Source organism: Erythrobacter sp. CCH5-A1, assembly GCF_001557115.1.
GTDB lineage: Bacteria > Pseudomonadota > Alphaproteobacteria > Sphingomonadales > Sphingomonadaceae > Erythrobacter.
The window spans coordinates 17357-39332 of the sequence record NZ_LSKQ01000023.1 but is presented as its reverse complement, the minus strand read 5'-3'; the positions used below and the strand labels follow the sequence as shown (position 1 = coordinate 39332).

The window sequence follows — 21976 nt, the reverse complement described above, 5'->3', positions numbered from 1 at the left end:
ACTAGCGGCACGCAAAGACACGCGAAAGTATGGTCGGACCGTACCCGCGCGTCGGTCGTGCCTGCGGCGAATACATGGGCTTGGGCGAATCGCGAGGGGGGCGCTATGGGGTTCGCATGGAACCGTTTTTCGCTGCTTTGCTGGGCTTTGCCCTGGGCTCGATCCCCTTCGGCCTGATCCTCACCCGCGCGGCGGGGCTGGGGGATGTGAGGAAGATCGGCAGCGGCAGCATCGGCGCGACCAATGTGCTGCGCACCGGCAACAAGGGGCTGGCGGCGGCGACCGTGCTGCTCGATGCGTTGAAGGCGGTGATCCCGGTGCTGGTCGCCAAGGCGTTCTGGCCCCATCCCGACGGACTTACGGAAGGGATCGCGGCCGTCGCGGCGGTCGCCGGGCACTGCTTCACGCCCTGGCTCGCCTTCAAGGGCGGTAAGGGCTTTGCGAGCGCGGCCGGTGCCTTGGCCGCGCTGGCCTGGCCCGCGATGCTCGCCTGCGCCGCGATCTGGGGGCTGACGCTGTTCCTGAGCCGGATTTCGTCGGTCTCCTCGCTGGTGAGCGTGGTGGCCGCGCCGCTGGTGGCATGGGGCCTCGGCTACGGCCAGGTGATCCCGCCGCTGATCGCCATTGCCGCGATCGTGATCGTCCAGCACCGCGCCAACATCGGCCGGCTGATGCGGGGGGAGGAGCCGCGCGTGGGCTCCTCTTCGGCCAAGCCGTGACGCGGGGCCGCATCTGATGGAGAGCACGGGGTCGCAGCCAACGCTCTCAGAGTCGAAATTGACTCAGGCAGAGGCCTTCGCGCGCATCCGCCTGCTGCGCTCGCCCAATATCGGCCCCATCAGTTACCGCCAGCTGCTCGCCCGCTTCGGCACGGCGGCAGCGGCGCTCGATGCGCTGCCCGATCTCGCGAGCCGGGGCGGGCGTGCCTATCGCCCGGCCAATGCGCAGAGCATCGAGCGCGAGATCCTCGCCGTGCGCGCGGCGGGGGCGCGCTACCTGTTTCACGACCAGCCCGATTATCCTGCGCTTTTGGGCGAGCTCGACAGCGCGCCGCCGATCGTGACCTGCCGGGGCAACCTCGCGCTGGCCAGCGCCCCCTGTGTGGCGCTGGTCGGTGCGCGCAATGCCAGTGCCGCGGCCGTCAAGCTCGCGCGCGATTTTTCCGCGGCGCTGGCCGAGGCGGGGTTCACCGTCGTCTCGGGCCTCGCGCGCGGGATCGACGGCGCCGCGCACGAGGGCGCCTTCCCGCAGACCATCGGCGTGATCGCCAGCGGCATCGACATCGCCTACCCCCCGCAACACACCGAGTTGCAGGAGCGCATCGCGCAAGAAGCCCTGCTGATCGCCGAACAGCCCCCCGGCACCGAGCCGCGCGGGCGGCATTTCCCCTCACGCAACCGAATCATTGCAGGCCTCGCGAGCGGCACGCTGGTGGTCGAGGCCGCGCCGCAATCGGGCAGCCTCATCACTGCAAGGCTGGCGGGCGAGGCGGGGCGCGAGGTCATGGCGATCCCCGGCTCGCCGCTCGATGCGAGGAGCCTCGGCTGCAACCAGCTGATCCGCGAGGGCGCGGTGCTGGTGCAGACGCCCGCCGAGGTGGTCGAGCTGCTCCAGAGTTTTACGGGAGCGCCGCGTTCGCGGTTCCGCGTCGCCGACAGCCCGTCGGACTTCGACTACGCCGAACTCGCCAAGCTCGACTGGGGCGAGGCCCGCGCCGATCTCAGCCACGACATCGCGCACCTCATCACCAACGCCCCGGTCGAAGTCGACGAGCTGATCCGCCAGACCGAAGCGAGCCCGGCGGAGGTGCACATGGCGCTGCTCGAACTGGAACTGGCAGGCGAGCTGGTGCGCGAGGCGGACGGCACGGTGCGGCGGGCATAACCGGCCCGGGACGGATTGCAGGAGACAGGTATTGGAAAGGGACGCGCGCGGGTTTCTCGAACGGATGATGGCCGAACAGCGGCGGCTGGCCGGCGGGGCTGCCGGCGTCATCGCCGGCTATGTCGTGTTCGCAAGCACGCCCTATGTGCTGCTCGACATCAACACCCCCGACAAGACGGTCGCCTATCTCTGGGCGAGCTTCTTCGACTGGGGGCTGGGCTATCTCATGTTCCTTGCGATGATGCAGCGCGGCGGATTGACAGCAGGCGGTTTGCGGACCGGAATCGGCACCTATTTCGTTCTCGGCCTCGTCATTGCGATCCCGGTGGCGGTCGGGCTGATCGCGCTGCTTTTGCCGGGGCTCTACCTGCTGATGCGCTGGCTTCCCGCCTATTCTCGGGCGCTGATGACGCGGGACGGCGTCTTGTCGGCAATGACGTGGAGCTGGCAGCGTACGGAGCCGTGGCAAGGACCGCTGGCGGCGGCGATGATGCTGCCACTGGCCCTCGCCGCCATCGCGGCGCTCGCCCCTTTCGCCAACACCTTCGTTTACGAGCATCTGGGCCGGACGGGTATCATCCTGCTCTCGGTGTTCTGCAACGCGGTCGCCTCGATCGGCTTTGCGGGGATGACGGTGTACGGAATCGCGGCCTATAGCCTCCTGCTCGGCCAGGATTCCACCCAAGAGACCGAGGCGGACGCCGCCACCAGTATCACCCCTTAGCCACAATCACCCCGCATGCCTGACGCCCGCCGCTCGAGGCCATGGTCTTGTAGTCGTCGGTCGCCGCGTGGATCATGATCGACGCGCCGTCTTCGTCGTGGAGCGTGTGGGGCAGGGCTTCGCTTGCCGGGCCGTGAATGGTTACGTCGGGGACGAAGAACTCGGCCGTCGCGGTGCCGTCGGCGGCGACGTCGAGGTTGGGGAGGTCGCCCGCGTGATAGCCGCCGGGGGCGTGGAAGCCGTGCTCGGTTCCGGCGGGGTTGAAGTGGCCGCCGGCCGCCATGAAATCGGGCGTGCAGGCGCCGACCGTGTGGATGTGGAGGCCGTGCTTGCCCGCCGGCAGCCCCTTGACCGCGACCGATACCACCACCCCGTGCTCGGTCTGAGTGAAGCTGATGGTGCCGACATCGGTCCCGTCGGCGAGCTTCATCGCGGCGACGGTTGCGCCATCGGCGGCGTCGCCGTGGTCATGCGCGGCGATCGGGGCGGCGAGCGCGCCTGCGGCCAGCGCGGCGGCGAGGGCGGGGCGGGCGAGACGCTTCATCGGCAGGTGCTCCTTCATGTACAGTCCGGGGGAAACACCATCCGCCGGGCCAGGTTCCACGCGCGCGCGGCAGGGCGGGCGCGCCAACCGGCCAAGCGATCCTGCCTCCCTGTCGGCGCGAGGGCTTTCCAACCCTCACCACCACCTGCGCCCGGCCCCATCAGTGGTGCTTGGGCATGCAGATCACCTTCTCGGTGACGATCTCCGAAACGGCGCGATACTTGGCGACGAAGGCGGCCCAGCCCGCGTCCTGCTTGTCGCGCGGGACATTGTCGCCGGTGGCGAAGGTCATCACCTCGTCGGGCGAGACGGTGGGCGCGCCGTCCTTCCATACCAGCACCGGAGCGACCGTCTGGGTGAGCTTGTAGCCCTTGGCCTTGTACCATGCGACATGCGCGGCGACCGCCGCATCGAAATCGGCCATGCTCGCGCCGGGCTTCAGCTTGGAGAGCCGCACGCGGGTGACATCGCCCTTGCACACGGCGGCGGTCTGCTCGGCGGTCTGGGCGAGCGCTGCCCCTGCCAGTGCCGGAACTGCCACTGCCGGAACCACCAGCGCCGCGAGCGCGGCAAACACCATCTTGCGCATATATCATTCCCCCCTAGGTAAGCGGCCGCATGGCCCCCGCGGCCCATATCCCACGGGCCCTGGCCGCGCGCAAGCCTCGCTTGACTTGGCCAACGCTTCCTCGCCACCCTCGCGCGTACACACGTAAGGACCTCCTCCCAGCCCCATGCAGCTCGTCATCGTCGAATCCCCCGCCAAGGCCAAAACAATCGAGAAGTATCTGGGCAAGGACTTCAAGGTCCTCGCCTCCTATGGCCATGTCCGCGATCTGCCGGCGAAGGATGGCAGCGTCGATCCCGAGGCGGATTTCGCGATGGAGTGGGAACTCTACCGCGACAAGCAGAGCCGCTTCAAGGAAATCGCCGACGCCGCCAAGGGCGCCTCGCGCCTCGTGCTGGCGACCGACCCCGACCGCGAGGGCGAGGCGATCAGCTGGCACGTGCAGGAGCTGCTGGCCAAGCGCAAGGCGCTGCCCAAGCAGGTCGACCGCGTGACCTTCAACGCGATCACCAAGACCGCGGTGACCGAGGCGATGGCAAAGCCCCGCGAGCTCGATAAGCCCTTGATCGATGCCTACCTCGCGCGCCGGGCGCTCGACTACCTGTTCGGCTTCACGCTCTCGCCGGTGCTGTGGAGGAAGCTCCCCGGTGCCAAGAGCGCCGGCCGCGTGCAGTCGGTGGCGCTGCGCCTGATCGTCGAGCGCGAGCGCGAGATCGAGGCCTTCCGGGCGGAGGAATACTGGTCAGTGCTGGCGAAGATGCAGCACGACGGCACGGATTTCGACGCGCGCCTCGTCAAGTTCAAGGGCGTGAAGCTGGAGAAGCTGAGCCTCGGCGAACAGGGCATCGCGATGGAGGCCAAGGCGGCGGTTGGGGCCGGCCGCTTCACGGTCGAGGGCGTCGAGACCAAGCCGGTCAAGCGCAACCCCGCGCCGCCCTTCACCACCTCGACCTTGCAGCAGGAGGCCGCGCGAAAACTCGGGTTCTCGGCGCAGCACACCATGCGGCTTGCGCAGAGCCTCTACGAGGCGGGCGCGATCACCTATATGCGCACCGACGGCGTGCAGATGGACCCCGGTGCCATCATGGCGCTGCGCGATGCGATCAAGGCTCGTTACGATGCCGCCTATCTCCCCGAAAAGCCGCGCTTCTACAGCACCAAGGCCAAGAACGCGCAGGAAGCCCACGAGGCGATCCGCCCGACCGATTTCAGCCGTGAACGGGCAGGGACCGGCGACGAGGGCAAGCTCTACGACCTCATCTTCAAGCGCGCGATGGCGAGCCAGATGGCGAACGCGCAGCTCGAGCGCACCACCGTCACTTTGCGCGATGCCACGGGGCAGCACGAGCTGCGCGCCACGGGGCAGGTGGTGAAGTTCCCCGGGTTTCTCGCGGTCTATCAGGAAGGCTTCGACGACAGCGAGGATGAAGACGGCGGCCTGCTCCCGGCGATGAAGGCGGGGGACACGCCCGCCAAGCGCAGTGTCGAAGCCACGCAGCACTTCACCCAGCCGCCGCCGCGCTTCTCCGAGGCGAGCCTCGTGAAGCGGCTCGAGGAACTCGGCATCGGCCGTCCCTCGACCTACGCCTCGACCATCCAGACCCTGCGCGACCGCGCCTATGTCCGCATGGAGAAGAACCGTTTCTTCGCCGAGGAATCGGGCCGACTGCTCACCGCCTTCCTCGAACGCTTCTTCCCGACCTATGTCGCCTATGACTTCACGGCGGGCATGGAGGACGAGCTCGACGTCGTCTCCGACGGGCGCGAGGAATACAAGGCGCTGCTCGCCCGCTTCTGGAAGGACTTCAAGCCCAAGGCCGACGAGGTGATGGAGAAGATGCCTTCGGAAGTGACCGAGGCGCTCGACGAATATCTCGCCGACTTCCTGTTCCCGCCCAAGGAGGACGGCAGCGACCCGCGCGCCTGTCCGCTCTGCGCCGCCGAGGGCCGCGCGAACGGGCGGCTTTCCTTGCGCGGTGGCCGCTTCGGGGCCTTCGTCGCCTGCGCCAATTACCCCGAATGCAAATACACCCGCCGATTCGCCCAGCCGGGCGGCGAGGGTGAGGGCGGGGCCGAAGACGGCATCCTCGGCCAGCACCCCGAAACGGGCCAGAACATCCTGCGCAAGACCGGCCGCTTCGGCCCCTATGTCGAGATGGGCGAGGGCAAGGAAGCCAAGCGCGCCAGTATCCCCAAGGACCTCGACGATTTCGGGCTCGACTGGGCGGTGAAGCTGCTCGATCTGCCGCGCATCATCGGCGCGCACCCGGACACGGGGCTGGAGATCGAAGCCAATATCGGGCGTTACGGACCATACCTGCGGCATGACGGCAAGTACGGCAAGCTGACCAACACCCGCGAGGTGTTCGAGGTCGGCATGAACCGTGCAGTCGCGATCCTCGCCGAGGCGGCCAACCGCGGCGGGCCAGGCGCGGCGCGGGTCAAGGCCGAACCCATCGCGACGCTCGGCGAACATCCGACCAGCGGGGGCGAGATCAAGGTCATGCCGGGGCGCTACGGCCCTTACGTCACCGACGGAACCACCAACGCCACGATTCCGCGCGACGTGAAGCCCGAGGACGTGACGCTCGCCGCCGCCATCGAGTTGATCGACGCGCGCGCCGCCAAGGCTCCGCCGGCCAAGAAGGGCAAGAAGAAGGCCGCGCCAAAGAAGGCCGCCGCCAAGAAGGCGCCCGCGAAGAAGAAGGCTCCGGCCAAGAAAGCGGCGGCTGTGGCGAAGTGAGGCGCGGGGCGGCGCAAAACGCTGCTCTGCGCCTGCGCGCGTTGACCAAACATAAAGCATTTGCCCGATAGAACCACGGCCAGACGAGGGCTGCGCCGTGATCGAAATCGAAGTCCAGAACGAAACCCACCAGACCCAGAGCCGGATCCGCTTTGCCGCGGTGCCGCGCATCGGCGAAGGCCTGCGCCTGCGCGAGCCGGACGGCATGTGGGCAAGCTACGACGTGATCGACGTGTGGTACCAGAAGGCCGAATTCGGCGATGTCTGGATGCCCTATCTCCACGTCCGCGTGACGCCCGGCGAAATGGTCGGGTCGATCGAGTCCGATCCCTATTCGGACGATTACGCCGCGCAGGCCTACCAGCAGAATTATGCCGTGGGCGGGGGGCGCTAGAAATGCAGAACCTGATCAAGCGCCAGACCGGCCCGGGGCGCCGCGCGCCGATGGAAGGCAAGACCCTCGCCGAAAAGCTTGCCCAGAACGAAGCGATGCTGGCTGCCGCTGCCGAGGAGGATGCCGCGCGGATCGCGGCCGGCTCTGCTGCGCCCGAGGCTCCCGCCGCGCCCGCCGCCGCAGCGACCGGGAGCGCGGTCGATCCTGACGACACCGCCGCCATCGTCGCCGCCGCGAAGGCGATGCGCGACCGCTATGCCGGAACGCCAGCGCCCGCAGCCGCCGCCAAGACCTGCCTGATCGTCGACGACAGCCGCGTGATCCGCAAGGTCTCGAGCAAGATCGCGATCAGCCTCGGCTATGTTCCGGTCGAAGCCGAGAACGGCGAGGAAGCGCTTGCGCGCTGCAAGAAATCGATGCCCGATCTGGTGCTGACCGACTGGAACATGCCCGAAATGGACGGCATCACCTTCGTCACCAAGCTGCGCAGCATTCCCACCCCGCGCGAGCCGGTGGTGGTGTTCTGCACCTCGAACGGCGAGGCAAAGGATATTCATGATGGGATTGCGGCGGGGGCGGATGATTACATCGTCAAGCCCTTCGACGAGGCGGCGCTGAAGGCCAAGCTGGAGAAGCTGGGGCGGGGGTAAGACCCTGATCCTTGCCATCATTCCTGTCGAGGTCTAGCTCACCCCAGACGTCAGTGTCGGGGTGGCATGGATCAGAGTTCAACAGCACGCTATCTGTGGCTCCTCGGCCTTGTGCTGGGCACGGGCTACTGGTTCGGCGCGGCCGCAAGGTCGGGGCTGGCATTCGCATTTCTTGCCGATCTGCCGGGCGCGCTTGTCGTAAGCTGGAAGTGCGCGGCGACCGGAGCGCTGGTGGTGAGCACCTTTCTGGCCACCCGCGGGACCAGGCTCCAGCGCCTTGCGGTGACCTTCGCCTTGATCTGGTTCGCCGATCTGATGCTTGCCGTGGGACAGGCGATAGTCTCGGGCGTGGTGTTTACTGCCGCGCATCTGTTCGCGGCGGGCGCCTTTGCGCAACTTGATCCGCGCCAGCAGGCCAAGGGCCCAGCGCTTGCGCTGACGGGCGTGGTGCTGGCTCTGGCGCTGGCGAGCCTGGTGACAGTGTGGCAGCTCGGCGGATCGCCGCTGTTCGCAATCTTCCCGCTGTTTTCGGCCATCGCCACTGCGCTTGCGGCGCGCAGTACGCTGCCCTTGGGGCTGGTGGCGCTGGGTTACGCCATCTTCTTCCTGTCCGATGCGATTGTCGTGATGGATATGACCGCGTCAACGGGTCCGAGGATTTGGGGCTGGCTCTCCTGGCTGACTTACTTTGGCGGCCTTGCGCTGTTGGCGCGCGGTCTGGCTGTGGCAGCGGACCGAGGATAGCCGGCGCTTGATCGCGGCAGGGGCGGATGACTACATCGTATCACCGCACCCAATCGAGCCCGATTTCTTCAAAGATCTCCCGGTCCTCGGCCCAGTTTTCCAGCACCTTGACGTGCAGAAACAGGTGCACCTTGACCCCCAGAACCTCGGCCAGTTCCGCCCGCGCCGCCGCGCCGATCGCCTTGATCTTGGAGCCGCCCTTGCCGAGCACGATGGCGCGCTGGTTGTCGCGGGTGACGACGATCTGCTGGTGGATCTCCACCGAGCCATCGGGGCGCACCTCGTACTTCTCGGGGCGCACCGCGCTGTCGTAGGGCAGTTCCTCGTGGAGCTGCTGGTAGAGCTGCTCGCGGGTGACCTCGGCGGCGAGCAGGCGTTCGGAGGCGTCCGAGACCTGGTCTTCGGGATACATCCAGTCGCCCTCGGGCATCAGCTTGGCGAGGTTGTCCTTGAGTTCGGGAACGCCCTCGCCGGTGAGGGCCGAGATGAAGAAGACCTCGGCGAAATTGACCTTGCCGGTGAGTTCCTGCGCCAGAACCAGCAGCGGCTCCTTCTTGGCACGGTCGACCTTGTTGAGGACGAGGATCTTGCGCTCAGGGCGGCCTGCCAGCGTTTCCAGCAGCGGCTCGAGTTCATGGCGGCGCTGCTTGATCGGGTCGACCATCAGCAGCACCGCGTCCGCCGCCTCGGCGCCCTCCCACGCGGCGCTCACCATCGCGCGGTCGAGCCGGCGCTTGGGAGCAAAGATGCCGGGGGTGTCGACGAGGATCATCTGGGTGGGCACACCCTCCAGCTCGTGCAGCGCAATCCCGAGCATCCGCGCGCGCGTCGTCTGCGCCTTGGCGCTGGTGATCGCCACCTTCTGGCCGACGAGGGCGTTCACAAGGGTAGACTTGCCGGCGTTCGGCGCACCGAGCACGGCAACGACGCCGCAGCGGGTGGGGGGCGTATCTGTCATGAGGAACCTTCTTGCATCATCGCGGCCAATCTTTCACGTGGAAGCGAAGCTGTGCCGTAGGCACAAACGTATAGAGAACAAAATCACCCGAACTGCTCGAGAAACGCCTTGGCGGCGAGCTTTTCGGCCTCGCCCTTGCTGGTGGCGGTCGCCTCGGCGCTGCCGACGTTGCGGACGGTGACGCGCACGGTGAAACGCGCCGCATGGTCGGGTCCCGAACGGTCGGTGACTTCATAGAGCGGAGGCGCGCGGCGGTTGCCCGCGGCCCATTCCTGCAGCGCGCTCTTGGGGTGTTTGGCCTTGCCGACATCACCCTCGAGCTCGCCTTCCCACAGGCGGTAGATCAGCGCCTGCGCGGCGTCGAAGCCGTGAGTGATGAAGCAGGCGCCGATCAGCGCCTCCATCACGTCGCCGAGGATCTTGTCGCTGTCCGCCCCACCATCCTCGCGCGCCTGCTTGCCGAGGCGGATGTGCTGGGGCAGGCCGATGCTGCGGGCGATCCGCGCGCAGGTCGCCCCGCTGACGAGCGCGTTGAGTCGCTGCGAGAGGCGGCCCTCGGGCGCATCGCCCGCGCGGAACAGCCAGGCGGCGACCGACAGGCCGAGGACGCGGTCGCCGAGAAACTCGAGTCGCTGGTAATCGGCCGCTTCGGCGCCCGATCCATTGAAGCTGCCGTGAGTCAGCGCCTCGAGCCAGGTCGAGTCAGCCCCGGGCGCGAAGCCCTGTTCGGCGAGCCAGGCGCGGGTCTCGGGGGCGAGGCCGCCGGTCACAGCGCGGTCCCGATCCGATCCCAGCGTGCGGCGGCAAACCACGAGACGGGATTGAGCCAGTCGGCGCTGCCATCGGTCGACCACACGATCACCGCCGCCCGGCCCACCAGCAGGTCCTGCGAGACGAAGCCCACGCCCTCGCCGGCGGAGGCGGGGAAGCGGCTGTCCATCGAGCTGTCGCGGTTGTCGCCTATCACGAACAGGGTGCCGGGCGGCACGACCCTTTCGGAGTAGGCGTCGGCCTGCCATGGGCCGAAATCGAGCGTCACATAGCTGCGCCCGTTCGGCAGGGTCTCGCGAAAAGCCTTGTAGCGGCAGACTTCGCCTTGGCCCTCTGCGGCAGGCTCGGCCGCGCCGCCCCAGGCGCAGCCGGTGTTGGGCGAGAGCGGGACGAGCACGTCGGCGGCGGGCACGCGCGGCACGCGGACGCCGTTCAGCACCAGCTGCCCGTCCATCACCGACACCCGGTCGCCCGGCAGGCCGATCACGCGCTTGATGTAGTCGCGGTTGTCGATGGGGTGCTTGAAGATCACGATGTCGCCGCGCGCCGGCGTCCCGGGCAGGAGCCGCCCGCCGGGCAGTGCCAGATCGAAGGGCAGCGAATGGCGCGAGATGCCGTAGGGCCACTTGGCGGCGAGCAGGTAGTCGCCGTTCATCAGCCGAGGCAGCATCGATTCCGAGGGAATGGAGAAGGGCGAGAACACGAAGGTGCGGAACACCAGCACCAGCGCCAGCAGCTTGACCAGGAACCACGCGAAGCTGCCCCAGCTATCGCCCGTGCGGGCACCGTCTGCGGCGGTCGGCGTTCCCTCGAGCGATTGGGTCTTAACATCCATCGTCCCAGCCCTTACTCGCAGCCGCACACTTGCGCAAAGGGGAACGGCGATGGGCGACACGGGCAACACGGCAGCGGCATGGGCAGCTTTGCGCGGATTGCCGCACCCCACGCTTGGCGCATTGTTCGCTGCCGACCCCGCCCGCCATGAAGCGCTGACCCGCCGGATCGCGTGGCCGGTCGAGCCCGGCAGCAGCGCCGAGGCGGGAATGCAGATCGACTTTTCCAAGACCCATCTGTCGGACGAGGCGCTGACCGCCTTTGAGGCGCTGGCCGAGGCCGCAGGCTTTGCCGCCGCGCGGGAAAAACTGTTCGGCGGCGGGATCGTCAACCCCACCGAGGGCCGCGCCGCCACTCACGGCGCGCTGCGGGGCAGCGGCACCCCGGCGGCGGTCGAGGAGGCCGAGGCGCTGCTCGCGCGCATGGGCATGCTGGTCGAGGCAATCCACGAAGGCGCGCTCGGCGAAATCAAGCACTGCATCGCGATCGGAATCGGCGGCTCGGCGCTGGGGCCCGCGCTCGCCATCGACGCACTGACCCGCGATCTGGCGCTGGTCGATGTCCACGTGGTCTCCAACATCGACGGCCTTGCGCTGGAACAGGCGTTCCGCGCCTGCGATCCGGAAACCACGCTGATCGCCGTCGCCTCCAAAACCTTCACCACCATCGAGACCATGACCAATGCGGCAAGCGCGCTGAAGTGGCTCGCCGACAACGGCGTCGAGGACCCGGGCGGGCGCGTTGTCGCGCTGACCGCCGCGCCCGACAAGGCGGTCGAGTGGGGGGTGGACGAGACCCGGATCCTGCCGTTCCCCGAGAGCGTCGGCGGGCGCTATTCGCTGTTCTCGAGCATCGGCTTTCCCATCGCGCTCGCCATCGGGATGGACGAGTTCCGGCAGATGCTGGCAGGCGCGAAGGCGGTGGACGACCACTTCCGCGCCACCGAGGGCCGCGCCAATGCCCCGCTGCTCGCGGCCTTCGCCGACCAGTACTACACGCGCCTTCGCGGCTGCCAGACCCGCGCGGTCTTCGCCTATGACGAGCGGCTCGCGCTGCTGCCGGACTATCTCCAGCAGCTCGAGATGGAATCGAACGGCAAGAGCGTGACCGCCGAAGGCAAGCCGGTGGATGGCCCGACGGCGCCGATCACCTGGGGCGGGGTGGGCACCGACGCGCAGCACGCGGTGTTCCAGCTGCTCCACCAGGGCACGCACCTGATCCCTGTCGACTTCATCGCCAGCATCGCGCCCGGCGACGATCTCGACCCGGCACATCACCGCATCCTGCTGATGAACTGCCTCGCGCAAGGCGCTGCGTTGATGGCGGGCAAGACCTCGGACGACCCCGCGCGCGCCTATTCCGGTGACCGCCCCTCGACCACCTTCCTCCTCGACGATTGCGACGCGGCGGCGCTGGGCGCGCTGATCGCCTTCCACGAACAGCGCACCTTTGCCAACGCGGTGCTGATGGGGATCAACCCCTTCGACCAGTTCGGCGTCGAGCTCGGCAAGGCGATCGCCAAGCAGATCGAGAGCGGGGAGGGCGACTTCGATCCTTCGACCAAGGCGCTGATGGCGGCGGCCGGGCTGGGGTGATACCCACCCCCCGTCAGTCGCCCCGTGCTTGACACGGGGTTCGGCTAAACTTGCTATGGCGGCGAAGAAGAAGAGCCTAGCCCCGTGTCAAGCACGGGGTGACGAGTAGGGTTAGGGCGGGGTGATCGCGTATTCGATTGACTTTCCGCGCCGTCACGCCCACATGGCCGCCATCGAAGCGCGCTAGCCATGCGTGAAGCGGCGGAACTCTGACAAAAATCCGCCCCGGCCGCGCCTCGGTTCTACCCCAAGACTTCCCTTTTCACGCGGGCGGTTTCAACCCCCGCGCCGCGCGTGGCGTGCCTCGTGGACGTTTGTCGTCCGAGGCAGCCCAGCGCGCGTCGCAGACTATTTGCGAGTTTATTCAACATGACCACTTTCGCTGACCTCGGGCTGTCGCAGCCCGTGCTCCAGGCCCTCGACATGAAGGGCTACAATACGCCGACCCCGATCCAGGCGCAGGCGATCCCCGCCGTGCTCAAAGGCCGCGACCTGCTCGGCATCGCGCAGACCGGCACCGGCAAGACCGCTGCCTTCATGCTCCCGAGCATCGACCGGCTGCGCGAGGCCGACAAGCCGATCCCGTTCAAGTCCTGCCGCATGCTGGTGCTCGCGCCCACCCGCGAGCTCGCGGTGCAGATCGCCGACAGCGCCAAGGATTACGGCGCGCTCGCGGGTCTCAAGGTGCAGTGCATCGTCGGCGGCACGTCCGTCGGCAAGGATCGCAACAAGCTCCACCGCGGGACCGATATTCTGGTGGCGACCCCGGGCCGCTTGCTCGATCTCGTCGACCAGAAGGCGTTCAACCTTGCGGGCATCGAGGTGCTGGTGCTCGACGAGGCCGACCAGATGCTCGACCTCGGCTTCATCCACGCGCTGCGCAAGATCCGCGAGCTCGCCCCCAAGGATCGCCAGACGCTGTTCTTCAGCGCCACCATGCCCAAGGCGATCAAGGAGCTGGTGAGCGGCTTCTGCAACAACCCGGTGCAGGTCTCGGTGACGCCCGAGAGCACGACGGCCGAGCGTATCGACCAGTATCTCTTCATGGTGCAGCAGGACGAGAAGCTGAGCCTGCTCCAGATGATCCTCCAGCGCCGCCACCAGGTGCCGGGCGAGTTCGAGCGGATCCTGATCTTCACCCGCACCAAGCACGGCGCGGACCGGGTGGTGAAAAAGCTCAGCCAGAGCGGGATCGAGGCGAACGCGATCCACGGCAACAAGTCGCAGCCGCAGCGCCAGCGCGCGCTCGACGAGTTCAGGAAGGCGCGCGTGCCGATCCTGATCGCCACGGATGTCGCCGCGCGCGGGATCGACATTCCGGGCGTCAGCCACGTCATCAACTACGAGCTGCCCAACGTGCCCGAGCAATATGTCCACCGCATCGGGCGGACGGCGCGCGCGGGTCGGGACGGGATCGCGATCGCCTTCTGTGCAGAGGACGAGCGCGCCTACCTCAAGGACATCCGCAAGACAACCGGCGCGGAACTGGAGCGTCTGCCGCTGCCGGACAACTTCCGCGCGGTGGTGGATGGCGAGGGCCCCGAAAAGCCCGCGCCGCGCCAGCCGATGAAGCGGGTGCAGGCGCGCCCGCTCGGGCAGCGGAAGCCGCAGGGCGAACAGCGCGGTGAGCGCCGTCCGGAAGGCGAGCGTCGTCCGCAGCAGGGCAAGCCGCAGGGCCGCCCGCAGCATGACCGGAACGGTGGCGGCGAGCGTCGCCATGCCGATGCCCCGCGCGGCGAGCGTCGTCCGCAGCCGCAGGGCGAAGGCCGCCCGCAGGGTGATCGCCGCCAGCCCTCGGCCAAGGCCGGGCCGGGCGGTCGTCCGGGCGGTGGCCGTCCCCAAGGGCAGGGGCAGGGCCATGGCGGCGGCGGCGGGAACGGCGGCGGCAATCGTCGCGGCGGCCGCGGTCGGGGCGGCGGTGGCGGCGGGCGTCCCCGCGCCGCGCAGGGTTGATCCGCGCCTTTCGACTTTAGTCTGAAATACGCCATTTCGGGCCCCGACGGTTGCCGCCGTCGGGGCCTTCGCCCATATGCGCTCCCGACAAGACGGGAGCGGCGGCATGGCTGACGAATACGACTACGACCTCTTCACCATTGGCGCAGGCTCGGGCGGGGTGCGCGCGAGCCGCGTCGCCGCCGCGCACGGCGCGCGCGTCGCGGTCGCCGAGGAGTACCGCGTCGGCGGCACCTGCGTGATTCGCGGCTGCGTTCCCAAAAAGATGCTCGTCTACGGCGCGCACTTTGCCGAGGATCTGGTCGACGCCCAGCATTTCGGCTGGACCATCGAGGGCAAGCGCTTTGACTGGGCCGCCCTGCGCGATCACGTGCAGAACGACGTGACCCGGCTGGAGGGGCTCTACGGCCAGACGCTCGGCAACCACAATGTCACGATCTTCGCCGAGCGCGCTACCATCACCGGCCCGCACGAGATCACGCTCGCGAGCGGCAAGACCGTCACCGCGAAAACCATCCTCGTCGCCACCGGTGCGCGCCCGCTGGTGCCCACATTCCCGGGCAGCGAGCACGTCATCACTTCGAATGAGGCATTCCACCTCGAACAATTGCCGCGCCGCATCCTGATCGCGGGCGGGGGCTATATTGCCAACGAGTTCGCCGGCATCTTCAACGAGTTCGGCTGCAAGGTGACGATCGCCAACCGCTCGGACACGATCCTGCGCTCCTATGACGCGTCCTTGCGCGACCGGCTGCTCCAGATCTCGATGGTCAAGGGCATCGGCTTCCTGTTCAACACCGAGTTCGAGAGCATCGAAAAGCAGGCGGACGGCACGCTGCTGGTCAGGCTGAGCGGTCAGGAGCCTTGCGAATACGACGCGGTGATGGTCGCCACCGGGCGTATCCCCAACACTGAGGGGCTGGGCCTGGAGACGGTCGGCGTCGAACTCGGCAAGAAGGGCGAGATCTTGGTCGATGCCTTCAGCAAGACCAGTGTCGACCACATCTATGCCGTGGGCGATGTGACCGACCGGGTGCAGCTCACTCCCGTGGCGATCCGCGAGGGGCAGGCCTTTGCCGATTCCGTCTTCGGCCCGGGCGAGCCCTATGCCGTCGACCACTCCTGCGTGCCGTCCGCGGTGTTCAGCCACCCGCCGATCGCCGCGGTCGGCATGACCGAGAGCGAGGCGCGCAACACGCTCGGCAACATCAAGGTCTTCCAGTCGGACTTCCGCCCGATGAAGAACGTCGTCGCGGGCCGCAACGAACGCAGCCTCTACAAGATGATCGTCGATGCCGCGAACGACCGGATCGTCGGCATTCACATGATCGGCCCCGAGGCGCCCGAGATCATGCAGGCCGCCGCGATCGCGGTGAAGGCCAGGCTCACCAAGGCCGATTTCGACGCCACCGTCGCGATCCACCCGACCATGGCCGAGGAGCTGGTGCTCTTCAAATAGGTTGCAATCCAAAACTTATCTGCTAAGGGCGACTCATCCACAAAAGGGGGAGGGTTCGCATGGCAGGCACGGTTCTGGTGACGGGAGCGACCGGCTACATCGCCGGGGAGCTGATCCGGCAATTGCTGACGAAGGGCTGGACGGTGCACGGCACGGTCCGCAGCGTCGCCAGGAGCGAGGCCGCCTTGCGCGCCCGGCTCGGCGATCCTTCGGAGACGACCTTTCGCCTGTTCGAGGCCGAGCTCATGTCGGACAAGGGCTGGGCCGAGGCCACGGCGGGCTGCACCCATGTCGCCCACGTCGCCTCGCCGATCCCCGCGCAGGCCCCCAAGCACGAGGACGACCTGATCGTCCCCGCGCGCGAGGGCACGCTACGCGCCCTGCGCTATGCGCGCGACGCGGGCGTCACGCGCTTCGTCCAGACCTCCTCGACCGCCGCGGTGGTCTACGGCGTCGACCGTGGCAGCTACACCTTCGATGAGAGCCGCTGGACCGACATCGACCACCCCGACGCCTACCCCTACGTCAAGTCCAAGACCATCGCCGAACGCGCCGCGCGCGAATGGGTTGCGGCCGAGGGCGGGGCGATGGAATTTGTCTCGGTCAATCCCGGGATGGTTTTGGGCCCGGTCGACAGCGGGGACTTTTCGGCCTCGGTCGAGCTGGTGCAGCAATTGCTGAGCGGCGCGATGCCGATGGCGCCCAATCTCGGCTTCCCGATCGTCGACGTGCGCGACATCGCCGCGCTGCATGTGCTGGCGCTCGAGACCCCGGGCCTCGCGGGTGAGCGCTTCCTCGGCGCGGGCAAGTTCCTCAACGCGCTCGAGGTGGCAGGCGTCCTGCGCGCGCGGCTGGGCGAGAAGGCGCGCAAGGCCCCGACCCGCCTGATGCCCGACTGGCTGGTCAACGTGCTCGCCCTGTTCAACCCCGAGGTGCGCGGCATCAAGACCGAGATCGGCAAGGTGCGCCATGTCGACGCCAGCCACGCGAAAGACCGGCTCGGCTGGACAATGCGCCCCGTGGAGGACACCATCGCCGACTGCGGTGAAAGCCTCATCGCGCATGGAGTGGTGAAGGTCTGACATGGATGTGAACGGCAAGAGCGTGCTGCTGACCGGCGGCAGCGCGGGGATCGGGCGCGAGATCGCGCGGCAGCTCAAGGTCAAAGGCGCGAAGGTGCTGCTCACCGGGCGCGATACGGCGCGGCTGGCGGCGATGGAGAGCGAAGGCTTCGAAACCCTCGCTGCCGATCTGTCGAGCGCGGCGGGAGTCGATGCGCTGGTCGCGGCGCTGGGGGATCGCCCGGTCGATATCCTCATCAACAACGCCGGGCTGGGCGTGCCGCATGATGTGAGGAATGGCCTGCCCGATCCGGATGCGGCGGACGGCTGCCTCTATGCCAACCTCTCCGCCCCCGTGCGGCTCATCACCGCGCTGCTTCCGCGTATGCGCGCGCGGCCCGAGGCGGCGATCATCAACGTGACGAGCGGCCTTGCCATCGCCCCCAACACCGCAAGCTCGGTCTATTGCGCGAGCAAGGCGGGCCTGCGCTCCTACACCATGGCCCTGCGCGCCCAGCTTTCGGGCGAGCCGATCCACGTGATCGAGGCGCTGCCGCCGGTGGTTGACACCCAGATGACCGCCGATCGCGACATGTCCAAGATGCCGCCGCAGGAATGCGCGCGCCAGATCATCGCCGCACTCGAGGGCAACCGGCCCGAAGCCAACGTCGGCATGGTGAAGCTGCTGCGCGCAGTCTACTCGATTTCGCCTGCCTTGGCGCGCAGCGTTATGCGGCGGTTCTAGGCTAGCCGCCGAGGCGCGCTGGCGAAAAGGTCGCGAACGAAAGCCCCGCCGCCGCCGCATCCTCGGGGAAGGGCAGACCCAGCGCCGCCGCCGCCGCGATGGCCGAGAGAGCGGGGGCGGTCTGGAACCCCGCTCCGCCTTGCCCTGCACACCAGACAAACCCGGGCGCGCCCTCCGCCGCGCCGATCACCGGCAATTCGTCGGCGACGAAGCTCCTGAGGCCCGCCCAGCTGTGGCTGATCCGCCGGATCGCGAGGATGGTCGCCTGCTCGACGCGGTCGGCGGCGATGGCCTTGTCGAGTTCCTCGGCCGCCGCGTCGCACGGCTCGCAAGGGGTCTGGTCCATGTGCGAGGCGAGCAATTGCCCGCGCCCCTCGGGCAGCAGGTAGAAGCCTTCGCCGACGGTCTTGGTGAAGGGCCATGCGTGCACATCCTCGCCGTCCGGGGCGGGAAAGGATATGACCGTCCGGCGGCGCGGCTCGATCCCGATGGGAGTCACCCCCGCCATGCGCGCGATCTCGTCCGCCCATGCACCCGCCGCGTTGACCAGCACCGGCGCGCCGTGCCGCTTCCCGTCGGCCCGCACCGCCACCCAGCGCCCGCCGTCGTAGCCCAACAGCATGACCCGCGCCCCCGGGATCATCGCGCCGCGATTGGCGCGGATCGTGGCGACATGGGCCTGCAGCATCGCGTTTGTATCGAGCTTGAGCGATCCGTGATCGACCAGCGCTGCGGCGCAGGCCCCGGGCTTCAACGCGGGCATCAGCGCGCGCGCCTCATCGGGGCCGACGCGGGTATATTCGCAGCCATATTGCCGGTGCACTGCCTCCAGCGCATCGAGCGCCTCGATATCGCCTTCCGCCGCGATGTGGAGCGCGGGGTGCACGCTGCCATGCGCGGCCAGCTCGCCCATGCTGAGCGCGGTCAGGCTGCGCACCGGCTCGTTCCCCAGCCCGTAATGCGCAAAGGCCACGCTGCGCCCCGAGGCATGGTATCCCGGCGCACTCTCGCCCTCGAGCACCGTCACGATTCCCCGCTCGGACAGCCGCGCCGCGACCGAAAGCCCCGCGATCCCGCCGCCGATCACCAGCACGTCAGAGACATACATCGCACGGCCTCCCTTCGTCCGTCCCGCCACTTTTGCCACGTTGACGCTTGGCGCACGCTAAGGCAACGCGTTGCGGCAAGAGACCGGTCTAGAGAGGAACCCGCGTGTCCGCCAACATCGCCGAAATGGAACGCCGCCGCGAAGCCGCCCGCCTCGGAGGCGGACAGAAGCGCATCGACGCCCAGCACGCCAAGGGCAAGCTGACCGCGCGCGAGCGGCTCGACGTGCTGCTCGACGAGGGCAGCTTCGAGGAAGTCGACGCCTATGTCGAACACGACTGCATCGACTTCGGGATGGAGACGCAGAAGATCCCCGGCGACGGTGTGGTGACCGGTTCGGGGACGATCAACGGCCGGCTGGTGTTCGTCTTCTCGCAGGACTTTACGGTGTTCGGCGGATCGCTCTCCAAGCGCCATGCCGAGAAGATCTGCAAGATCATGGACATGGCGCTGAAGGTCGGCGCGCCGGTCATCGGCCTCAACGATTCGGGCGGCGCGCGCATCCAGGAGGGCGTCGCGAGCCTCGGCGGCTATGCCGAGGTGTTCCAGCGCAATGTGCTGGCGAGCGGCGTGGTGCCGCAGATCAGCCTCATCATGGGGCCGTGTGCGGGCGGGGCGGTCTACAGCCCGGCCATGACCGACTTCATCTTCATGGTGAAGGACAGCTCCTACATGTTCGTCACCGGCCCCGATGTGGTGAAGACCGTCACCAACGAGGTCGTCACGCAGGAGGAACTGGGCGGGGCGATCACCCACACCACCAAGACCTCCGTGGCCGATCTTGCCTACGAGAACGACATCGAGGCACTTCTGGCGACCCGCCGCTTCTTCGACTTCCTCCCGCTCTCCAACCGCGAGGAAGGGCCGACGCTTCCCACCAGCGACCCATGGGACAGGCTGGAGAACAGCCTCGACACGCTGATCCCCGACAACGCCAACCAGCCCTACGACATGCACGAGGTGATCACCAAGGTGCTGGACGAGGGCGATTTCTTCGAGATCCAGCCGGCCCACGCGGGCAACATCATCTGCGGCTTCGGCCGCGTCGAGGGCCGCACCGTGGGCGTGGTGGCGAACCAGCCGATGGTGCTGGCGGGCGTACTCGACATCAATTCCTCGAAGAAAGCCGCGCGTTTCGTGCGCTTCTGCGATGCCTTCGAGATCCCGATCATCACCTTCGTCGACGTCCCCGGCTTCCTCCCCGGCACCGCGCAGGAGCTGGGTGGGATCATCAAGCACGGCGCGAAACTGCTCTTCGCCTATGCCGAAGCGACCGTGCCCAAGATCACCGTCATCACCCGCAAGGCCTATGGCGGGGCCTATGACGTGATGGCGAGCAAGCACCTGCGCGGCGATTTGAACTACGCCTGGCCCACCGCCGAAATCGCGGTGATGGGCGCCAAGGGCGCGGTGGAGATCATCTTCCGGCAGGAAAAGGACGACCCGGCCAAGATCGCCGAGCGGACCAAGGAATACGAAGACCGCTTCGCCAACCCCTTCGTCGCCGCCCAGCGCGGCTATATCGACGAGGTGATCCACCCCCACTCGACCCGGCGGCGGATCGCGCTGGGGCTACGCAAGCTGCGGACGAAGCAGTTGGAGAACCCGTGGAAGAAGCATGACAATATTCCGCTGTAGATATGCCTTGGCCCGTCAAATTCTTGTTTCTGGGAATGTTCGCGACCTTTTTCGTCGGCGCGCTTGTTTTGGCTCGGAAAAATCTTGAGCGTGGTAGCTACTTTCGCTTCTGGACAATGGATTGGGCCGAACGAAGTGAGCGGGGATGGGAATTTTACCGACAAACCTACGGCTTCCCGGTGGCTAGCGGCATGGCTCTAGCATTCACCCTATTTCAGATGGTTAGGAACTGAAATGAAACTCGGACGCTTGAACCACATCGGGGTCGCCACACCCTCCATCGCGGATTCTATCGCGTTTTACCGCGACGTCATGGGCGCGACCAAGATCCACACGCCCTTCGACCTTGAGGAGCAGGGCGTGAAGGTCTGCTTCGTCGACACCCCCGGCGCGGACGGGGCGATGAATGGCACGCAAATCGAGCTGATCGAGCCGCTGGGGGAGAACTCCACCCTCGCGGGCTTCCTCGCCAAGAACCCCTTGGGCGGTCAGCATCACCTGTGCTTCGAGGTGCTCGACATCGCGGAGGCGCGCAGCGAATTCGAGGCGCTCGGCAAGCGCATCCTCGGCCCCACCCGCATCGGCGCGCACGGCACCCTTATCTTTTTCGTCCATCCCAAGGACATGGGCGGCATGCTTACCGAGATCATGGAGACGCCCAAAGAGGGCACGCACTGGTCGAACTGAACCTTTCGGAGAGAAGAATGTCCTACGAAACCATCCGCGTCGAACGTGACGGCCCGCTGCTCACCATCACCCTCAACCGCCCAGAGCGGCTCAATGCCATGCCGCCGCAGATGGCGGACGAGATCGGGCAGGCGTTCTATGATCTGGGCGATGCGCGCGCGGTGCTGATCACGGGCGAGGGCAAGGGCTTCTGCTCGGGCGCGGACCTTTCGGCGCGCGGCAGCGGCTCGGCGCTGGGCGGAAAGGGCGGGAGCCACGAGGCGCTGATCAATCACTACAACCCCGCGATCAGCCATCTGATCCGCGCGAGCGTGCCGGTGATCTGCGCGGTCAACGGCCCGGCGGCGGGCGTGGGCTGCTCGCTCGCGCTGGCGGCGGACTTCACCATCGCGGCCAAGAGCGCCTATTTCCTCCAGGCCTTCGTCAACATCGGCCTCGTGCCCGATGGCGGCTCGACCTGGCTGCTCGCCCGCGCCATCGGCCGCGCGCGCGCCACGCGGATGATGATGCTGGGCGAGAAGATTTCGGGGCAGCAGGCCGAGGACTGGGGCCTCGTCTACAAGTGCGTCGAGGATGCCGATCTCATGACCGAAGCCCGCGCGCTCGCCGAGAAGCTCGCGAACGGCCCGACGGTCGCCTACGCCACGATGAAGCGCAACATCGCCACCGCGCTCGACCAGAACCTCCAGATGGTGCTGCTCGCCGAGGCCGAGGGCCAGCGGATCGCGGGCGCCACCAAGGATGCAATGGAGGGCGGCATGGCCTTCCTCCAGAAGCGCAAGGCGGAGTTCAAGGGCGAATAGTCCGAAAGGACTTTTCGTCCGCAGCCCCCACGTAGGCGGGGGCCCATCCGGCCTCTCGCGCGTTGGCGAGGGGTGATGGACCCCCGCCTTTGCGGGGGTGACGATTGGTGTATA

21 protein-coding genes are annotated in these 21976 nt (G+C 67.6%); 15 read left to right on the top strand and 6 right to left on the bottom strand.

The window, feature by feature from the left end:
• The first annotated feature begins 116 nt into the window (after window positions 1-116).
• The 3 genes from plsY to AX708_RS01470 are packed head-to-tail and all read left to right on the top strand — an operon-like array spanning window position 117 to window position 2608.
• Window positions 117-719: a glycerol-3-phosphate 1-O-acyltransferase PlsY gene (gene plsY, locus AX708_RS01480; RefSeq protein ID WP_067489358.1), complete on the top strand. Its 603-nt coding sequence runs from the start codon at window positions 117-119 to the stop codon at window positions 717-719.
• 16 nt (window positions 720-735) lie between these two features.
• On the top strand, window positions 736-1884 hold the full coding sequence (gene dprA, locus AX708_RS01475) for a DNA-processing protein DprA (protein ID WP_067489355.1): 1149 nt from the start codon (window positions 736-738) through the stop codon (window positions 1882-1884).
• A 31-nt stretch (window positions 1885-1915) separates the two neighbouring features.
• The gene (locus AX708_RS01470) at window positions 1916-2608 is read left to right on the top strand and encodes a hypothetical protein (protein ID WP_156454508.1); all 693 of its coding nucleotides are present in this window, start codon (window positions 1916-1918) and stop codon (window positions 2606-2608) included.
• On the opposite strand, the gene AX708_RS01465 is transcribed toward AX708_RS01470, so the two are convergent.
• Entirely contained in the window at window positions 2598-3152 is a 555-nt protein-coding gene (locus tag AX708_RS01465; protein ID WP_067489349.1) for a superoxide dismutase family protein, read from the bottom strand. The genes AX708_RS01470 and AX708_RS01465 overlap by 11 nt on opposite strands.
• 160 nt (window positions 3153-3312) lie before the next feature.
• Complete coding sequence (locus AX708_RS01460; RefSeq protein WP_067489346.1) at window positions 3313-3741, bottom strand: hypothetical protein; 429 nt, start codon at window positions 3739-3741, stop codon at window positions 3313-3315.
• Between the two features lie 145 nt (window positions 3742-3886).
• On the opposite strand from AX708_RS01460, the gene topA reads away from it, so the two are divergent.
• The 4 genes from topA to AX708_RS01440 all read left to right on the top strand — a co-directional run bounded on the left by topA (window position 3887) and on the right by AX708_RS01440 (window position 8251).
• Window positions 3887-6463 carry a type I DNA topoisomerase gene (gene topA / locus AX708_RS01455; RefSeq protein WP_067489343.1) on the top strand — a complete coding sequence of 859 codons (2577 nt, stop codon included), beginning with the start codon at window positions 3887-3889 and terminating at the stop codon, window positions 6461-6463.
• Window positions 6464-6560: 97 nt separating this feature from the next.
• Window positions 6561-6857, top strand: coding sequence for a hypothetical protein (locus AX708_RS01450; protein WP_067489340.1), 297 nt, complete (start codon window positions 6561-6563; stop codon window positions 6855-6857).
• Between the two features lie 2 nt (window positions 6858-6859).
• A complete protein-coding gene (locus AX708_RS21235) occupies window positions 6860-7507 on the top strand; it encodes a PleD family two-component system response regulator (RefSeq protein ID WP_255357968.1) in 648 nt (215 codons plus the stop codon).
• Window positions 7508-7573: 66 nt separating this feature from the next.
• Window positions 7574-8251 carry a lysoplasmalogenase family protein gene (locus AX708_RS01440; protein ID WP_067489338.1) on the top strand — a complete coding sequence of 226 codons (678 nt, stop codon included), beginning with the start codon at window positions 7574-7576 and terminating at the stop codon, window positions 8249-8251.
• Window positions 8252-8291: 40 nt separating this feature from the next.
• Here the strand turns inward: AX708_RS01440 and era are convergent, their stop codons facing one another.
• From era to lepB, 3 genes are all read right to left on the bottom strand, one after another.
• Window positions 8292-9209 (bottom strand): GTPase Era, encoded by a 918-nt coding sequence (gene era, locus AX708_RS01435; protein ID WP_067489335.1) that lies wholly within the window; start codon window positions 9207-9209, stop codon window positions 8292-8294.
• A gap of 83 nt (window positions 9210-9292) precedes the next feature.
• Window positions 9293-9979, bottom strand: a complete 687-nt coding sequence (gene rnc / locus AX708_RS01430) for a ribonuclease III (protein WP_067489332.1) — start codon at window positions 9977-9979, stop codon at window positions 9293-9295.
• Complete coding sequence (lepB, locus tag AX708_RS01425; protein ID WP_067489329.1) at window positions 9976-10815, bottom strand: signal peptidase I; 840 nt, start codon at window positions 10813-10815, stop codon at window positions 9976-9978. Before lepB ends, rnc begins: the two co-directional genes overlap by 4 nt.
• A gap of 49 nt (window positions 10816-10864) precedes the next feature.
• Between lepB and pgi the strand changes: the two genes are divergently transcribed.
• The 5 genes from pgi to AX708_RS01400 all read left to right on the top strand — a co-directional run bounded on the left by pgi (window position 10865) and on the right by AX708_RS01400 (window position 17627).
• Window positions 10865-12409: a glucose-6-phosphate isomerase gene (gene pgi, locus AX708_RS01420; protein WP_067489326.1), complete on the top strand. Its 1545-nt coding sequence runs from the start codon at window positions 10865-10867 to the stop codon at window positions 12407-12409.
• A gap of 369 nt (window positions 12410-12778) precedes the next feature.
• Entirely contained in the window at window positions 12779-14362 is a 1584-nt protein-coding gene (locus tag AX708_RS01415; protein ID WP_067489323.1) for a DEAD/DEAH box helicase, read from the top strand.
• Window positions 14363-14468: 106 nt separating this feature from the next.
• Window positions 14469-15821 carry a glutathione-disulfide reductase gene (gene gorA / locus AX708_RS01410; protein ID WP_067489320.1) on the top strand — a complete coding sequence of 451 codons (1353 nt, stop codon included), beginning with the start codon at window positions 14469-14471 and terminating at the stop codon, window positions 15819-15821.
• A gap of 59 nt (window positions 15822-15880) precedes the next feature.
• A complete protein-coding gene (locus AX708_RS01405; protein ID WP_067489317.1) occupies window positions 15881-16903 on the top strand; it encodes an NAD-dependent epimerase/dehydratase family protein in 1023 nt (340 codons plus the stop codon).
• 1 nt (window position 16904) lies between these two features.
• On the top strand, window positions 16905-17627 hold the full coding sequence (locus tag AX708_RS01400; RefSeq protein WP_067489310.1) for an SDR family oxidoreductase: 723 nt from the start codon (window positions 16905-16907) through the stop codon (window positions 17625-17627).
• Between the two features lies 1 nt (window position 17628).
• Here the strand turns inward: AX708_RS01400 and AX708_RS01395 are convergent, their stop codons facing one another.
• Window positions 17629-18735 carry an FAD-binding oxidoreductase gene (locus tag AX708_RS01395; protein ID WP_067489308.1) on the bottom strand — a complete coding sequence of 369 codons (1107 nt, stop codon included), beginning with the start codon at window positions 18733-18735 and terminating at the stop codon, window positions 17629-17631.
• A gap of 104 nt (window positions 18736-18839) precedes the next feature.
• Between AX708_RS01395 and AX708_RS01390 the strand changes: the two genes are divergently transcribed.
• From AX708_RS01390 to AX708_RS01375, 3 genes are all read left to right on the top strand, one after another.
• On the top strand, window positions 18840-20372 hold the full coding sequence (locus AX708_RS01390) for an acyl-CoA carboxylase subunit beta (protein WP_067489306.1): 1533 nt from the start codon (window positions 18840-18842) through the stop codon (window positions 20370-20372).
• Between the two features lie 234 nt (window positions 20373-20606).
• Complete coding sequence (gene mce / locus AX708_RS01380; RefSeq protein ID WP_067489300.1) at window positions 20607-21059, top strand: methylmalonyl-CoA epimerase; 453 nt, start codon at window positions 20607-20609, stop codon at window positions 21057-21059.
• A gap of 17 nt (window positions 21060-21076) precedes the next feature.
• The gene (locus AX708_RS01375) at window positions 21077-21862 is read left to right on the top strand and encodes an enoyl-CoA hydratase-related protein (RefSeq protein ID WP_067489297.1); all 786 of its coding nucleotides are present in this window, start codon (window positions 21077-21079) and stop codon (window positions 21860-21862) included.
• The last annotated feature ends 114 nt before the right edge of the window (window positions 21863-21976 follow it).

Excerpts from the sequence above, each read along its gene's own strand:
- pgi (WP_067489326.1), top strand. The coding sequence starts at position 10,865 with ATGGGCGACACGGGCAACACGGCAGCGGCATGGGCAGCTTTGCGCGGA.
- AX708_RS01375 (WP_067489297.1), top strand. The coding sequence starts at position 21,077 with ATGTCCTACGAAACCATCCGCGTCGAACGTGACGGCCCGCTGCTCACC.
- AX708_RS01465 (WP_067489349.1), bottom strand. The coding sequence starts at position 3,152 with ATGAAGCGTCTCGCCCGCCCCGCCCTCGCCGCCGCGCTGGCCGCAGGC.
- lepB (WP_067489329.1), bottom strand. The coding sequence starts at position 10,815 with ATGGATGTTAAGACCCAATCGCTCGAGGGAACGCCGACCGCCGCAGAC.
- dprA (WP_067489355.1), top strand. The coding sequence starts at position 736 with ATGGAGAGCACGGGGTCGCAGCCAACGCTCTCAGAGTCGAAATTGACT.
- topA (WP_067489343.1), top strand. The coding sequence starts at position 3,887 with ATGCAGCTCGTCATCGTCGAATCCCCCGCCAAGGCCAAAACAATCGAG.
- AX708_RS01460 (WP_067489346.1), bottom strand. The coding sequence starts at position 3,741 with ATGCGCAAGATGGTGTTTGCCGCGCTCGCGGCGCTGGTGGTTCCGGCA.
- mce (WP_067489300.1), top strand. The coding sequence starts at position 20,607 with ATGAAACTCGGACGCTTGAACCACATCGGGGTCGCCACACCCTCCATC.
- AX708_RS01400 (WP_067489310.1), top strand. The coding sequence starts at position 16,905 with ATGGATGTGAACGGCAAGAGCGTGCTGCTGACCGGCGGCAGCGCGGGG.
- AX708_RS01395 (WP_067489308.1), bottom strand. The coding sequence starts at position 18,735 with ATGTATGTCTCTGACGTGCTGGTGATCGGCGGCGGGATCGCGGGGCTT.
- AX708_RS01415 (WP_067489323.1), top strand. The coding sequence starts at position 12,779 with ATGACCACTTTCGCTGACCTCGGGCTGTCGCAGCCCGTGCTCCAGGCC.
- AX708_RS21235 (WP_255357968.1), top strand. The coding sequence starts at position 6,860 with ATGCAGAACCTGATCAAGCGCCAGACCGGCCCGGGGCGCCGCGCGCCG.
- plsY (WP_067489358.1), top strand. The coding sequence starts at position 117 with ATGGAACCGTTTTTCGCTGCTTTGCTGGGCTTTGCCCTGGGCTCGATC.
- AX708_RS01405 (WP_067489317.1), top strand. The coding sequence starts at position 15,881 with ATGGCAGGCACGGTTCTGGTGACGGGAGCGACCGGCTACATCGCCGGG.
- era (WP_067489335.1), bottom strand. The coding sequence starts at position 9,209 with ATGACAGATACGCCCCCCACCCGCTGCGGCGTCGTTGCCGTGCTCGGT.
- gorA (WP_067489320.1), top strand. The coding sequence starts at position 14,469 with ATGGCTGACGAATACGACTACGACCTCTTCACCATTGGCGCAGGCTCG.
- AX708_RS01440 (WP_067489338.1), top strand. The coding sequence starts at position 7,574 with ATGGATCAGAGTTCAACAGCACGCTATCTGTGGCTCCTCGGCCTTGTG.